Source organism: Cellulomonas gilvus ATCC 13127, from assembly GCF_000218545.1.
Taxonomy (GTDB): Bacteria; Actinomycetota; Actinomycetes; order Actinomycetales; family Cellulomonadaceae; genus Cellulomonas; species Cellulomonas gilvus.
The window spans coordinates 2,756,468-2,770,832 of the sequence record NC_015671.1 but is presented as its reverse complement, the minus strand read 5'-3'; the positions used below and the strand labels follow the sequence as shown (position 1 = coordinate 2,770,832).

General features: G+C 73.3%; 13 protein-coding genes. 4 read left to right on the top strand and 9 right to left on the bottom strand.

Annotated features, from left to right (window positions below; all coding sequences use genetic code 11):
* Positions 1 to 102: 102 nt before the first annotated feature.
* Positions 103 to 780, top strand: coding sequence for a vitamin K epoxide reductase family protein (locus CELGI_RS12615; RefSeq protein ID WP_013884516.1), 678 nt, complete (start codon positions 103 to 105; stop codon positions 778 to 780).
* 56 nt (positions 781 to 836) lie between these two features.
* On the opposite strand, the gene CELGI_RS12610 is transcribed toward CELGI_RS12615, so the two are convergent.
* The 4 genes from CELGI_RS12610 to CELGI_RS12595 are packed head-to-tail and all read right to left on the bottom strand — an operon-like array spanning position 837 to position 4,993.
* The gene (locus tag CELGI_RS12610; RefSeq protein WP_013884515.1) at positions 837 to 2,513 is read right to left on the bottom strand and encodes a DUF885 domain-containing protein; all 1,677 of its coding nucleotides are present in this window, start codon (positions 2,511 to 2,513) and stop codon (positions 837 to 839) included.
* A 60-nt stretch (positions 2,514 to 2,573) separates the two neighbouring features.
* On the bottom strand, positions 2,574 to 2,795 hold the full coding sequence (locus CELGI_RS12605; protein WP_013884514.1) for an acyl-CoA carboxylase subunit epsilon: 222 nt from the start codon (positions 2,793 to 2,795) through the stop codon (positions 2,574 to 2,576).
* Positions 2,792 to 3,355: a hypothetical protein gene (locus CELGI_RS12600; RefSeq protein WP_013884513.1), complete on the bottom strand. Its 564-nt coding sequence runs from the start codon at positions 3,353 to 3,355 to the stop codon at positions 2,792 to 2,794. Before CELGI_RS12600 ends, CELGI_RS12605 begins: the two co-directional genes overlap by 4 nt.
* Before the next feature lie 12 nt (positions 3,356 to 3,367).
* Positions 3,368 to 4,993: an acyl-CoA carboxylase subunit beta gene (locus CELGI_RS12595; protein ID WP_013884512.1), complete on the bottom strand. Its 1,626-nt coding sequence runs from the start codon at positions 4,991 to 4,993 to the stop codon at positions 3,368 to 3,370.
* Between the two features lie 136 nt (positions 4,994 to 5,129).
* Between CELGI_RS12595 and CELGI_RS12590 the strand changes: the two genes are divergently transcribed.
* A complete protein-coding gene (locus tag CELGI_RS12590; RefSeq protein WP_013884511.1) occupies positions 5,130 to 5,993 on the top strand; it encodes a biotin--[acetyl-CoA-carboxylase] ligase in 864 nt (287 codons plus the stop codon).
* A 14-nt stretch (positions 5,994 to 6,007) separates the two neighbouring features.
* Positions 6,008 to 7,066 (top strand): adenylate/guanylate cyclase domain-containing protein, encoded by a 1,059-nt coding sequence (locus CELGI_RS12585; protein WP_245528100.1) that lies wholly within the window; start codon positions 6,008 to 6,010, stop codon positions 7,064 to 7,066.
* 18 nt (positions 7,067 to 7,084) lie between these two features.
* Here CELGI_RS12585 and CELGI_RS12580 read toward each other — a convergent pair whose 3' ends face one another.
* On the bottom strand, positions 7,085 to 7,828 hold the full coding sequence (locus CELGI_RS12580; protein ID WP_013884509.1) for an SOS response-associated peptidase: 744 nt from the start codon (positions 7,826 to 7,828) through the stop codon (positions 7,085 to 7,087).
* Between the two features lie 239 nt (positions 7,829 to 8,067).
* Here CELGI_RS12580 and CELGI_RS12575 point away from each other — a divergent pair, with 239 nt between their 5' ends.
* Positions 8,068 to 9,456, top strand: coding sequence for a multidrug effflux MFS transporter (locus CELGI_RS12575; protein WP_013884508.1), 1,389 nt, complete (start codon positions 8,068 to 8,070; stop codon positions 9,454 to 9,456).
* A gap of 6 nt (positions 9,457 to 9,462) precedes the next feature.
* Here the strand turns inward: CELGI_RS12575 and CELGI_RS12570 are convergent, their stop codons facing one another.
* The 4 genes from CELGI_RS12570 to adhE all read right to left on the bottom strand — a co-directional run bounded on the left by CELGI_RS12570 (position 9,463) and on the right by adhE (position 14,359).
* The gene (locus CELGI_RS12570; protein ID WP_013884507.1) at positions 9,463 to 10,692 is read right to left on the bottom strand and encodes an aminotransferase class I/II-fold pyridoxal phosphate-dependent enzyme; all 1,230 of its coding nucleotides are present in this window, start codon (positions 10,690 to 10,692) and stop codon (positions 9,463 to 9,465) included.
* A gap of 50 nt (positions 10,693 to 10,742) precedes the next feature.
* On the bottom strand, positions 10,743 to 10,859 hold the full coding sequence (locus CELGI_RS12565; protein WP_041574731.1) for a hypothetical protein: 117 nt from the start codon (positions 10,857 to 10,859) through the stop codon (positions 10,743 to 10,745).
* An 86-nt stretch (positions 10,860 to 10,945) separates the two neighbouring features.
* Positions 10,946 to 11,461: a hypothetical protein gene (locus CELGI_RS12560; RefSeq protein ID WP_041574730.1), complete on the bottom strand. Its 516-nt coding sequence runs from the start codon at positions 11,459 to 11,461 to the stop codon at positions 10,946 to 10,948.
* 153 nt (positions 11,462 to 11,614) lie between these two features.
* Positions 11,615 to 14,359: a bifunctional acetaldehyde-CoA/alcohol dehydrogenase gene (gene adhE, locus CELGI_RS12555; protein ID WP_013884504.1), complete on the bottom strand. Its 2,745-nt coding sequence runs from the start codon at positions 14,357 to 14,359 to the stop codon at positions 11,615 to 11,617.
* Positions 14,360 to 14,365: the final 6 nt, after the last annotated feature.

Genomic DNA, 14,365 nt, shown 5'->3' with positions numbered 1-14,365 from the left:
GACGAACGTCGGCCCGCCGGGCACAGGTTCTGCGGGCACAATGGTGGTCGCGCGTGGGCGCAGTCCCGGCCGGGACGCCGGGCGATGCCTCAGGGAGGGCACGTGAGCAAGCGAAACGACATCGTCGACGACGACGACCTCGAGCTCGACGACGACCTGGTCGACGACGACCCCGAGCTGCTCTCCCGGCCCGACCCGGCCTGGCGCCGGCGCACCGCGATCGAGATGGTCGTCTCGGGCGTCATCGGGCTGTACGCGTCGTTCGTGCTGTCGATCGAGGCGCTGGTGCTCGCGGGCGATGCGAACGCCGACCTGAGCTGCAACTTCAACGACAAGATCAATTGTGCGACGGTCGCGAAGCACTGGGCGGCGGACCTGCTGGGCTTCCCGAACGCGTTCGTGGGCATCGCCGCCGAGGCCGTGGTGCTGACCGTCGCGGTCGCGCTGGTCGGCGGCGTCATCTTCCCGCGCTGGTTCATGCGCACGGCCCAGGTGATCTACACGGTCGGCTTCGTCTTCGCGTGGTGGCTGTTCTACATGTCCTACTTCGTGATCGGCGCGCTGTGCCCCTGGTGCCTGCTCATCACGCTCACGACCACGCTGGTCTGGGCCGGCCTGACCCGCATCAACGTCCGCGAGGGGAACATCGGGCTGCCGGGGCGCGCGGGGCCGTGGGCGCGCCAGTTCGTCGCGGGCGGCAACGACTGGTTCATCACGATCGCACTGCTCGTCGTGATGGCCGCGATGATCATGGTCAAGTACGGCTACACGCTGCTCTGACCGCTGACGGACCGAAGGCCCGGCCCGCGATGCGGGGCCGGGCCTTCGTCGTCTCGTCAGAACGCGAGCTTGAGCACGTCCAGCGGGAGCGAGCCGAGGTTGAGCGCCTTGGCGTGGAACGCGCGCAGGTCGAACGCGTCGCCGGCCGCGGCGCGGGCCGCGTCACGCGTCTGCTCCCACAGGCGCTGGCCCACCTTGTACGACGGCGCCTGCCCGGGCCAGCCCAGGTAGCGCATCCACTCGAACCGCACGAACGACTCGGGCATGTTGACGTTGGCGAGCAGGAACGCGAACGCCTTGTCCGCGTCCCACCGGCCGCCACCCCACTGCTCGGGCGCCGGCAGGCCCAGGTGCACGCCGATGTCGAACACCACGCGCGCCGCGCGCATGCGCTGACCGTCGAGCATGCCCAGCCGGTCGCCCGGGTCGTCCAGGAAGCCCAGGTCCGCCATGAGGCGCTCGGCGTACAGCGCCCAGCCCTCGCCGTGGCCCGAGGTCCAGCACGCCAGGCGGCGCCACGTGTTGAGGTCCGCGCGGTTGTACGTCGCGGCGCCCACCTGCAGGTGGTGACCCGGGACACCCTCGTGGTAGACGGTCGTCTTCTCACGCCACGTGTTGAACGTCGTGACGTCCGGCGGCACGGACCACCACATGCGTCCGGGACGCGTGAAGTCGTCCGACGGACCCGTGTAGTAGATGCCGCCGTTCTGCGTGGGGGCGATCCGGCACTCGAGCGTGTGCAGCGGCTCGGGGATGTCGAAGTGCGTCCCGTCGAGCGCGGCGATCGCGGCGTCGGACGTCTCCTGCATCCAGCGTCGCAGCTCGTCCTTGCCGGTCAGCGTCCGGCGCGGGTCGGCGTCGAGCGCCGCGACGGCCTGCTCGACGCTCGCGCCCGGACCGGCGATCTCGGCGGCCACGGCCTCCTGCTCGGCGACCACCCGCGCGAGCTCCTCGAGGCCCCACTGGTAGGTCTCGTCCAGGTCGATCGTCGCGCCCAGGAACGCGCGCGAGTACAGCCCGTAGCGCTCGCGGCCCGCGGCGTCCTCGGTCGGCGCCTGCGCCGCGAGCTCGTCGCGCAGGAACTCGGCCAGGCGCCCGTACGCCTCACGCGAGGCGGCGGCGCCCCGCTCGAGCTCGGCCCGGACGAGCGCGCACGACGACGAGCCGTCGAGCACCGCGTCGACCGCCTCGCCCTGGACGAACGACGTGAAGAACGAGTCCGCCGCGGCCAGCTCGGCGGCCTGCTGCGCACCCTCGGCCACCTGCCGCGCCGCCGCGACCAGACCGCGCGAGGCGCCCGCGCGCAGCGACTCGATGTAGCCGTCGACCGCGCCGGGCAGCGCCACGAGGCGGGCGGCGACGTTCTCCCAGTCCTCGACCGTGCCCGTGGGCATGATGTCGAAGACGTCGCGCAGGCCCTGCACGGGCGAGGCGATGTTGTTGAGGTCCCGCAGATGCTCGCCCGCGGCGTGGATCTCGAGGTCGAGCTCGAGGCGCTCGCGCATCGCGGCCACCGTGATGCGGTCCACCTCGTCGGCCGGTGCCGCCGCGTCGAGCTCGCGCAGCGTGTCCCGGGCCGCGTCCGCGCGCGCGTCGTGACCCGCGGGGGACAGGTCGGTCATCTCGTGGTCGTGGCCGGCCAGACCCATCGCTGTCGCGGACAGCGGGTCGAGCGCGGCATAGGTGCTGACGTACTTCTCGGCGACGGCGTCGACGGCCGTGGTCTCACGCATGCGCTCGACCCTACTCGCCGGTAGCCACCGGATTCCCGGCGTGCGCGCGGCCGCGTCCGATCACCCGCGCAGGCTCCAGCGCCACGTGTCCGGCCCCGCGGACGGGGCCGGCGCTGGCCGCAGCTGACGCCGGCGGTCCGCCCATGCCGAACCCGCGCGCCGCGGGTCGTCGGCCGGTGCGACGGCGCCCGCACCCGACGCGATGATGCCCGCGATGAGCGCCGCGAGCTCCACGTCGTCGGGCGCCCCGCGCACCACCTGGAACGGGGAGTCCGCGTTCACGCGTCGTCCTCGTCGGCGTCGTCGTCGTGCTCGTCGCCGAACTCCACGTGCGCGCCGCGCGACACCCCCCACTCCGCGACCTCGAACCCGGCTCCGACCAGCGTGTGCGTGATCGCGGACGCGCCCTCCTCGACCAGGTCGAGCACCGAGTCGAGCGTGCGGTCGCCCGCCGCGGGCGTGCGCGAGACCACCAGGCCCACGTGGAACGTGTCGACCTCGCCGTCGAGCGGGGCGGCATCGTCGTCGGTCTCGTCCTCGTCCTGCCAGGACATCCCGACGAGGTCCGCGTGCATCCCCAGGCGCGCGTGCAGCAGGTCGTACAGGTCCGCGTTCAGGCCGCCGATCCGGGACTCGAGCGCCAGGATGCGCGGGTCCTCGTCGGCCTCCGCGGCCCCGAACTCGGCGCGCACGCCGACCGCCGTGGCGACGTAGTCGTGCAGCGCGCCGGCCAGTGCGTCGACGGCCGTGTGCAGGTCGGCGGGGTCCACCCCGGGCAGCGGCTGCGGGGTGTGCGTGCTCTCGTCGTGCTCGTCGTGCGCGTGCTCGTCGTCGTGCGTCATGCGACCTGCTCCTTACAGCGGGATGTTGCCGTGCTTCTTGGGGGGCAGCGACGCGCGCTTGGTGCGCAGCAGCCGCAGGGCCTTGGTGATCTCCGCGCGCGTGGCCGAGGGCTCGATGACCGCGTCCACGTAGCCCCGGTCGGCGGCGTCCCACGGGTTGACGATCGCGTCCTCGTACTCCGCGGTCAGCCGGCGCCGCTCGGCCTCGACGTCGCCGCCGGCCTCGGCGACCTGCTTGAGCGCGCCGCGCTGCAGGATGTTGACCGCACCGCCCGCACCCATGACGGCGATCTGGGCGGTGGGCCACGCGAGGTTGACGTCCGCACCCAGCTGCTTGGAGCCCATGACGATGTACGCGCCGCCGTAGGCCTTGCGCGTGATGACCGTGACGAGCGGGACGGTCGCCTCGGCGTAGGCGTAGATCAGCTTGGCGCCGCGGCGGATGATGCCGTTCCACTCCTGGTCCGTGCCGGGCAGGAAGCCGGGCACGTCCACGAACGTGAGCACGGGGATGTTGAACGCGTCGCACGTGCGCACGAACCGCGCGGCCTTCTCCGCGGCGTTGATGTCGAGCGTGCCGGCCATCTGCTGCGGCTGGTTCGCGACGACGCCGACGGGGTGCCCCTCGACGTACCCGAACCCGACGACGACGTTGCCCGCGTACAGCGGCTGGACCTCGAGCAGCACGCCGTCGTCGAGGACCGTCTCGACGACCGTGCGCATGTCGTACGGCTGGTTGTCCGAGTCCGGGACCAGGGTGTCGAGCGCCAGGTCCTGCGGTGTGGCGTCCAGGTCGACCTCGTGCTCGAACACCGGCGGGTCGGACAGGTTGTTCTGCGGCAGGTACGCCAGCAGCGAGCGCACGTAGTCGAGCGCGTCGTCCTCGTCGTGCGCCAGGTAGTGCGCGACGCCCGAGCGGGTGTTGTGCGTGGTCGCGCCGCCCAGCTCCTCGAAGCCGACGTCCTCGCCCGTGACCGCGCGGATCACGTCCGGCCCCGTGATGAACATGTTCGACGTGCCGTCCGCCATCACGATGAAGTCGGTCAGTGCGGGGGAGTACACCGCGCCACCCGCGGACGGGCCCAGGATCAGGCTGATCTGGGGGATGACGCCGCTGGCCGCGACGTTGCGCCGGAAGATCTCCGCGAACTGCGTCAGTCCCGCGACACCCTCCTGGATGCGTGCGCCACCGCCGTCCGAGATGCCGATCAGCGGCACGCCCGTACGCAGCGCCAGGTCCATGACCTTGGTGATCTTCTGCCCGTGAACCTCACCCAGGCTGCCCCCGAACACCGTGAAGTCCTGCGCGTACACCGCGACCGGCCGCCCGTCCACGGTGCCGTGCCCGACGACCACGCCGTCGCCCGGGATGCGCTTGCGGTCCAGGCCGAAGTTGGTCGAGCGGTGCCGCACGAGCGCGTCGATCTCGGTGAACGAGCCCGGGTCCAGGAGCTGGTCGATGCGCTCGCGGGCGGTCTTCTTGCCGCGTGCGTGCTGCTTGTCCGCGGCGGCGGACTCGGCCTCCTGCGCCGCGGCGGTGCGCGCGGCGAGGTCGGCGAGCCGGCCCGCGGTGGTGCGGGCGGCCGGGGGGACGGCGTCGGGTGCGGCCTCGTCAGGGGTGGCCTCGGTCTGCGTCACCCGACCGAGGCTAGTTGTCGGAAGCCTCCAGGTGGGTGCAGGGCGCGGACGGGTTTGCGGGCCCGTCGTCGTCGGAAGCCCACAACGCGCGCGGCGGACCCGAGCCGACGGGCGTCGGCGGCGCCAGGATGGGCGCATGACCGACGACGACCGCCCGCCGCTCGACCCCGCGGCCGTGCGCGCGCTGCTCGAGGCACCGGCCGGGCCGCTGACCCGGGTCGAGGTCGTGATGCGCACCGGTTCCACGAACGCGGACGTGGTGCGGGACCTGCGGGCCGATCCGGGCTCGTGGCCCGACCGCAGCGTCCTGGTCGCCGACCACCAGGACGCCGGTCGCGGGCGCCGTGACCGGACGTGGTCCACCCCGCCGGGGACCGCGGTGACCTGCTCGTTCGTCGTCCGGCCGCGCGTGCCTGCCGAGTCGCTCGGCTGGCTCCCGCTGCTCGCGGGCCGCGGCGCGGTCACGGCCGTCCGGGCGACGGCCGGCGTCCCGGCGCACCTCAAGTGGCCCAACGACGTGCTGGTCCCCGCCGACGAGCCGCTCGAGGGCTGGGGCGCCGCGCGCAAGGTGGGTGGCATCCTGTGCGAGCTCGTGCCGCTCGCGGACGGCTCGACCGCCGCGGTGGTCGGGATCGGGCTCAACGTGCTGCAGCGCGCCGACGAGCTGCCCGTGCCGAGCGCGGGCTCGCTCGCGCTGGCCGGTGCGCGGCACGTGGACCGGCTCGGCGTGCTCGTCGCGCTGGTCGCCGCGCTCGACGACCTGGCGCGGCGGTTCCGGGACGCGGACGGCTCGGCGGTCACCTCGGGGCTCGCGGCCGAGGTCGCCGACGTCGTCGCGACCCTCGGCACGCACGTGCGCGTCTCGCTGCCGGGCGACGCGTGGGTCGAGGGCGTCGCCGAGCGGCTCGACGACGACGGCGCGCTCGTGCTGCGCACGGCCGACGGTGCGACGCGGCGGGTGCTGGCGGGTGACGTGCATCACCTGCGGGCCGCGCGGTGAACTACCCTCGGGGCGTGCTGCCAGACGATCCCGCCTCCACCGTCGAGGAGATCGAGGCCGCGCTGCTCGGTGGCGACCGCGCGTACAGCGCGCACGACCTGGCGCGCCGGGCGGGCATCGGCCTCGACGTGGTGCAGGGCTTCTGGTCCACGCTCGGGCTGCCGCACGGCGACCCGGACGACCCGTTCTACACCGAGCGCGACGCCGAGGCGGTGGACCGCGCGGCCGCCCTGGTGCGGGATCACGGCCTGGACCTGCGCACCGTGATCACGGTGACGCGCGCGCTCGGGCACACGTCCGACCGGCTCGCCCTGTGGCAGGTCGAGGCGCTCGTGGAGGACATGGCCTCGCGCTACGAGCTGGACGACGCGAGCGCACGCCTGCTGGTCCTGGACCGGCTGGCGGACCTGGCGCCCGTGCTCGAGGCGCAGCTGGTGCACTCCTACCGGCGGCAGCTCGCGGCCATCGCGGGCCGGTACGGCGCCGAGTTCGGGGAGATCGGCCGCCCGGGCGGCGAACCCGGGGCCCTGCCGCTCGCGCGCGCCGTGGGGTTCGCGGACATGGTCTCCTTCACGCGCCGCACGGCCGGCCTCGGGTCCACGGACCTGTCGTCGTTCGTGCAGCGTTTCGAGGCCGCGGCGCGTGACGTGGTGACCGCGGCGGGGGGGCGCGTGGTCAAGACGATCGGTGACGCGGTGCTGTTCGTGGCCGACGACGCGGCGTCCGGCGCGCGTGTCGCGCTGGGCCTCGCGGACGCGCTGGGCCGCGAGCTGGACGTGGGCTCCGCGACCGCGGCGGGCGGTATCGCCGAGGGTGCGCGCGGGGTCACGCCCGTGCGCGTGGGCTTCATCTGGGGCCGCGTGCTGTCCCGGTTCGGCGACGTGTTCGGGCCCTCGGTGAACCTGGCCGCGCGGCTCGCGGACATCGCGGAGCCGTCACACGTCCTGACCGACCGGGTGACCGCGGCGGCGCTCGCGGCCGACCCGCGGTTCGCGCTCACCGAGCTGCCCGCGCGTGAGCTGCAGGGCCTGGGCACGGTGATCCCGGTCGAGCTGTCCGCGACGGACGCCTGACCCCGCCGCGGCCGGGCCTCAGTCGGGCAGCGGCATCGGGTCGGGGTCCGGCACCAGCAGCTCCGGGCCGTCGTTGGCGACCGCGTTGACGAGCGGACGTACGGGCGTGGGCTCGAGGCGCGGCGGCTCCACGTCCAGCAGCGCGCGCGCACCCGCGGCGTCGACCGCCGGGTCCAGCCACGCGTCCCACCGCTCGCGCGGGAGCATGAGCGGCTGCCGGTCGTGCACGAACGCGAGCTCGGGGGTGGCGGGCCGCGTGATGACGGTCGCGCTCACCAGCCAGTGGGCCGGGTCGTCGTCGTCCTTGGTCGGGTCCTTCCAGAACTCGTAAAGCCCCGCGAGCGCGACGAGCGAGCCGTCCGCCGGGTGCAGGAAGTACGGCTGCTTGCGCGTGCGCGCGGCGTCCGGCGCGGGCTTGCGCCACTCGTAGTAGCCGTCGGCCGGGAGCAGCGCGCGCCGCGTGGCGAACGGGCGCGCGAACGCCGGCTTGTCCGTGAGCGTCTCGACGCGCGCGTTGATCATCCGGGCGCCGATCGAGGGGTCCTTGGCCCACGAGGGGACCAGCCCCCAGCGCGCGACGCGCAGCTGCCGCGTGATCTCGCCGGTCTCGCGGTCGGCGCGCTCGACCACCATGCGCACGCCGTCGGTGGGCGCGACGTTCCACGACGGCGGCAGCAGGCGCACGTCGTCGGCGACGGTCGCGATCGCGAACTCGTCGGCCAGAGCCTGGTCCTCCCGGAAGGAGGCGTATCGACCGCACATCCCCCCACCCTCCCAACAACCCCGCCGAACTGGTACCTGGGTACCAGTTCGGCGGGGTTGGGGGCGACGGTCGTGGGGGAGGTCGGTGGGGGGCGGCGGGGTGGTGGGTCAAGGGGCGGGAAAGGCGGGATCGAGCGGGGGTCACCGGATCGAAACGATTCGCGCGGGGGTGCGTCGCGGTGTCACCATGGTCCGTACCAGCACCGGAACCAGACGACGACGAGCGACGCAGAGCACACGTGACCGAGACCGCATCCCGCTGCCAGCCCCCCACCACCACCGCCCCCGACGGCCCCTCCGCCGGGGGCCGCGCCGTGCCCTCGGCACGCGTCCCCGCGCCGACGACGCCTCGTCCGCAGACCCCCGCCCCGGCCGTGGACACGGCGAAGCGCGACCCGGGCGCGTCGTCGTCCGCCGAGGCCGCACCGACGTACCGGCCCAACGCCCGCTACGTCCTGCTGCTCGGGATGATGTGCGCGCTGCCCGCCATCTCCAACGACATCTACCTGCCGTCGCTCCCCGACGTCGCGCGCGACCTGGGCACGTCCGCCACGGCGGCGCAGCTGACCATGACGGCGATGATGCTCGGCGGTGCGGTCGGCCAGCTGGTGATCGGCCCGCTGTCCGACCGGTTCGGCCGCCGCGCGCCCGTGCTCGTCGGCGTCGCGCTGCACGTGCTCACGTCGCTGCTGTGCGCGTTCGTGGTCAACGTCGAGATGCTCATCGGGCTGCGCGTGGCGCAGGGCTTCTTCAACGCGTCGGCGACGGTCGTGGCCATGGCGGTCATCCGGGACCGGTTCGTGGGGGCGGACGCCTCGCGGCTCATCTCGCGTCTCATGCTCGTGATCGGGATCGCGCCGCTGTTCGCCCCGTCGGTCGGCGGGCTGATCGCGGGCGAGCTCGGGTGGCGTGCGGTGTTCGTCGCGCTCGCGCTGTTCGGCGTGGCGCTGTGGGTGGTGGTGCTGCGGCGCCTGCCCGAGACGCTGCCGGCGGCGCGACGCCGCGACGGCGGCCTGCGCACGGCGCTCAGCGGCTACCGGCGCCTGCTGCGTGACCGGCACTTCGTGGCGCTCGCGATCATGCCGGGCCTCGGCAACGCGGTCCTCATGAGCTACGTGGTGGGCTCGCCGTTCGTGCTGCAGGAGGGTTACGGCCTCAGCTCGCACGAGTTCTCGCTGCTGTTCGCGCTCAACGGCGTCGGGCTCGTCGCGGGGGCGCAGGTCAACGCCGCGCTCGTGCGGCGCGTCGCGCCCATCCGCATCATCCGGGTGGTCCTGCCGCTGTCGCTGGGCCTGACCCTCGCGCTGCTCGGCGTGGCGATCACGGGTGTGGGCGGGCTCCCGGTGCTGCTCGTCATGCTGTGGCTGGTGCTCGCGATGGTGAACTTCGCACCGCCCAATGCGTCCGCGCTCGCGCTGAGCCGGCACGGCGAGATCGCCGGGACGGCCGCGGCGATGATCGGCGCGACGCAGGCCACCATCTCGGGCGTCGTCTCGCCGCTGTCGAGCCTGCTGGGCGGCGACTCGGTCGCGATGGCCGGCGTCATGGTCGGGGCCGCGACGGCCGCGCTCCTGGTGCTCGCGCTCGCGACGCCCGCCTACCGTCGCGGCGGCGCCTGGTCCGGCTGAGGCGGGTCAGCCCCCCAGCGCGGCCAGGCGCATGACCGCCTCAGCCAGCACGTCCTCGCGCTTGACGAACGTGAACCGCACCCACGAGCGCAGCGCGTCGTCGGTGGCCGAGCCCGGTCGCGTGAACGCGCGGACCGGCACCCCGACGACGCCGCACAGCCGCGGCAGGTCGCGGCACAGGGCCGCGCCGTCGTCGTAGCCGAGCGGAGCCGCGTCGGCGAGCACGAAGTACGTGCCCTGCGGCGGGACCACCGCGAACCCGGCCGCGCGCAGCCCGTCGCACAGCAGGTCGCGCCGGGCCGCGAGCGAGTCGGCCAGCGCCTCGACCCACGCCGCCACGTCGTCGTCGCCCAGCGCGAACGCGACCGCGGGCTGGAACGGCGCGCCGCTGACGTACGTGAGGAACTGCTTGACCGTGCGCACGGCCGTCACCAGAGCGGCGGGTCCCGTGACCCAGCCGATCTTCCAGCCCGTGAAGGACAGCGTCTTGCCCGCCGACGAGATCGTCAGCGTCCGGTCGGCCATCTCGGACAGCGTCGCGATCGGCACGTGCCGCGGCCGCACGCCGTCGGGCCCGGCGAGCGTGAGGTGCTCGTACACCTCGTCCGTCACGACGACCGCGTCGTGCGCCGTGGCGAGCCGGGCGACCACCGCCAGCTCGTCGAGGGTGAGCACCGCGCCCGTGGGGTTGTGCGGTGTGTTGAGCAGCACCAGGCGCGTCCGGTCGGTGAACGCGGCAGCGAGCGCCTCGGTGTCGAGCCGGAACCCGGCGGGCGTCGCGCGCAGGGGCGCGGTCGTGTGCGTCGCGCCGGCCAGCGCGATCACCGCGGCGTACGCGTCGTAGAACGGCTCGAGCGTGAGCACCTCGTCCCCGGGGCCGACGAGCGCGAGGACCGTGGCCGCGAGGGCCTCGGTGGCGCCTGCGGTCACCAGCACCTCGGTGTCCGGGTCCGGGTGCAGGCCGTAGTGCCGCGCCTGGTGCGCGCCGATCGCGCGGCGCAGCTCCGGGATGCCGGGACCCGGCGGGTACTGGTTGGCACCCGCCGCGACCGCGTCGGCGGCGGCGCGTGCCACGGAGGCCGGTCCGTCCACGTCCGGGAAGCCCTGGCCCAGGTTGATCGCACCGGTCGCGGCCGCGAGCGCGGACATCTCGGCGAAGATCGTCGGACGCGCGGTGCCGTCCGCGTCCAGCAGGCCCGCGGCGTGCGCGACGGACTCCCAGCGGGCTGTGGTCATGGCGCCGACCCTAGGTCAGGTGCGTGCTGCCCGGGGTGACCGCGACGGTCTCAGAAGCCGCCGGCCGCGGCCGCGAGGCCCGCGACCACCAGGAGCGCGAGCGACGCCCATGCGGACACCACCCACCACTCCACGTGGTGGCGACGGATCGCTCGACGGACTGCCATGTCCTTCACGATCGGCAGACGCGGGCCCACGGACAACGATCCGGTCGGACCCGCGCGGAAATCACCCGTTCGGTTCTCCGCCGGGGTCAGGAGCCGGACGCGGTCCGCAGCTCGTCGGCGACGTCCTGCAGCTGGTCGGCGAGCCCGCTGAGGCCGTCGGCCGCGGTGCCGCCCGCATCGGCCGCGACCTTCTCGAGCTCGGCCTGCGCGTCCTCGACGCGCGTGCGGGCCGCGGCGAGCGCCGCCTCGGCCTCGGCGGACGCGTCACCGTCCGCGCTCTCGACCGCGGCGCGCGCGTCCGCGAGCGCCGCCGTCGCCTCGTCGAGCGCGGCCTGCGCCTCCTTGCGGCGTGCGGGGGCGAGCTCCTCGACCTGGTCGCGCAGGTCCTCGGCGCGGGTGCGCGCGTCGTCGACCGTGGTGCCCAGCTGGTCGAGCGCGGCGCGCGCCTCGGCCAGGCCGTCCTGGGCCTGCTGCGCGGCGTCGTCCACGACCTGGCGCGCGTCGTCGGCCGCGTCGCACCCGGCCAGCAGCAGCGCCAGCCCCAGGGCGCCGGCGGCGAGCACGTGGTGGGGGCGGGGGCGGCGCAGCGGTGTCGGGGTCACGCGGACACCGTGCCGGGTGGCGCGGACGGACGCAAGCCCGCGCACGACGACGACGCCCCCCACCTGGCGAGGGATGAGCCAGGTGGGGGGCGTCGGGGGCGAGATCGCTCGACCGGGGGTGCGGGGGCACCGGCCCGGGAGCTCAGAAGGTGGTCAGCCCTTCTTCTCGCCCGTGCGGCCCCGGACGTCCTCCAGCGACGTTCCGTAGTAGGCCGCCGTCAGGATCGACTTCATGTCGTCGATCATCGGCATGCGGGGGTTGGCAGGTGCGCACTGGTCCTCGTAGGCGCCCATGGCGACCTCGTCGAGGCGACCGATGAAGTCCTGCTCGTCGACGCCCTGCGCCTGGAAGGACGACGGGATGCCGACCTTGGCGCGCAGCGACTCCACGGCCTGGGCGTAGGACTCCACACCCTGCTCCGGCGTGGCGGCCGGCAGACCCAGCATCTGGGCGATCTGCTGGAACCGCTCCGGTGCGACGTAGCTCTCGTACTTCGGCCAGCTGGTGAGCTTGGTCGGGATCGTGCCGTTGTAGCGGATCACGTGGGGGAGCAGCGTGGCGTTCGTCCGGCCGTGGACCAGGTGGAACGTCGAGCCGACGACGTGCGCCATGGCGTGCACGATCCCGAGGAACGCGTTGCCGAACGCCATGCCCGCGATCGTGCCGGCGTTGTGCATCTTCTCGCGGGCGTCCTTGGTGGCGGGCTCCGCGGGGTCGCCGTTCACCGACTGCGCCAGGTTGTCGAAGATGAGGCGGATCGCCTGCAGCGCCATGCCGTCGGTGAAGTCGTTGGCGTAGACCGAGACGAACGCCTCGGTGGCGTGCGTCAGGGCGTCGAAGCCCGAGTCGGCGGCCAGCGAACGGGGCATCTTCGACGTGAGGATCGGGTCGATGATCGCGACCGTCGGGGTCAGCGCGTAGTCGGCCAGCGGGTACTTCTTGCCCGCGTCGGGGTCGGAGATGACCGCGAACGGCGTGACCTCGGCGCCCGTGCCGGACGTCGTCGGGATGCAGACCAGGTGGGCCAGCTCGCCGAGCGTCGGGAACTTGAACGCGCGCTTGCGGACGTCGAAGAACTTCTGCTTGAGGTCCGAGAAGTTGATCTCGGGGTGCTCGTACAGCAGCCACATGACCTTGGCGGCGTCCATGGGCGAGCCACCGCCGAGCGCGATGATCGTGTCCGGCTTGAAGTGCCGCATGCTCGCGGCGCCCTTCTGCACGGTGCGCACGGACGGCTCGGGCTCGACCTCGTCGATGATCTGCACGGCGACGTTGTTGCCGCGGCGGTGCAGGACGTCGAGGACCTTGTCGACGAAGCCGAGGGTCGTCATGGTCGCGTCGGTGACGATCGTGACGCGCTCGACGTCGGGCATGTCGGCGAGGTAGCGGATGGCGTTCGGCTCGAAGTAGGTCTTCGCCGGCACCTTGAACCACTGCAGGTTGTTGTTCCGACGACCCACGCGCTTGACGTTGATGAGGTTCACCGCCGAGACGTTGTTGGACACCGAGTTGTGGCCGTAGGAGCCGCAGCCGAGCGTCAGCGAGGGGATGAAGGCGTTGTAGATGTCACCGATGCCACCGAGCGACGACGGCGCGTTGCAGATGACGCGGATGGCCTTGACGCGCTTGCCGAACTCGATGGTCAGCGCCTCGTCCTGCGTGTGGATCGCGGCCGAGTGGCCCAGGCCGTCGAACTCGACCATCTTCTCGGCGAGCGTCATGCCCTCCTCGGTGGAGGTCGAGCGCAGCACCGCGAGGACCGGGCACAGCTTCTCGCGCGTCAGCGGCTCGTGCGGGCCGACGCCGGAGACCTCGGCGAGGATGATCGACGTGTCCGCGGGGACCGTGAAGCCGGCCTGCTCGGCGATCCACACGGGCGACTTGCCGACGACCGCCGGGTTGAGCTTGGCGCCCGCGCAGTTCTCGCCACCGGCCTCGGCACCGAAGATGAAGCGCTCGAGGGCGGCCTTCTCGGCCGCGTTGGTGCGGTACGCGTGCAGCTTGGTGAACTCGACCATCGCGGCGTCGTAGATCTCGTCGTCGATGATGACGGCCTGCTCGGAGGCGCAGATCACGCCGTTGTCGAACGCCTTGGAGAGCACGACGTCGTTGACCGCGCGGGCCAGCTTGGCCGTCTTCTCGATGTAGGCGGGCACGTTGCCCGCACCGACGCCCAGGGCCGGCTTGCCGCACGAGTAGGCGGCCTTGACCATGGCGTTGCCGCCGGTCGCCAGGATCGTCGCGACACCCGGGTGGTTCATGAGCGCACCGGTCGCGGCGAGCGACGGGGCCTCGACCCACTGGATGCAGTGCTCGGGCGCACCCGCGGCCACGGCGGCGTCGCGCACGATCTTCGCGGCGGCCATCGAGGACTTCTGCGCGTTCGGGTGGAACGCGAAGATGATCGGGTTGCGCGTCTTGAGCGAGATCAGCGACTTGAAGATCGCGGTCGACGTGGGGTTGGTGACCGGCGTGATGCCCGCGATGACGCCGACGGGCTCCGCGATCTCGGTGATGCCGTTGATCTCGTCGACGTTGATGACGCCGACGGTCTTGAGGTTGGCCATCGAGTTGGTCACGTGCTCGCACGCGAAGATGTTCTTGACGGCCTTGTCCTCGAAGACACCGCGGCCGGTCTCGTCGACCGCGAGCTTGGCGAGCTGACCGTGCTGGTCGAGCGCGGCGACCGCGCCCTTCTTGACGAAGCGGTCCACGTCCTCCTGGGTCATGGACTCGAACTGCGCGAGGGCCTTGGCCGCGTTGGCGACGAGCGCGTCGATCGTGCCGGCGACCTCGTCCTGCGAGGGGGCGGGCGCGGGCGCCGCTGCGGGCGCCGCGACTGCCTCGGCGTCGGCCTTGCGACCCTTGGACGGACGGGTGGTGCTGGTGGTGGTCACCGGGAC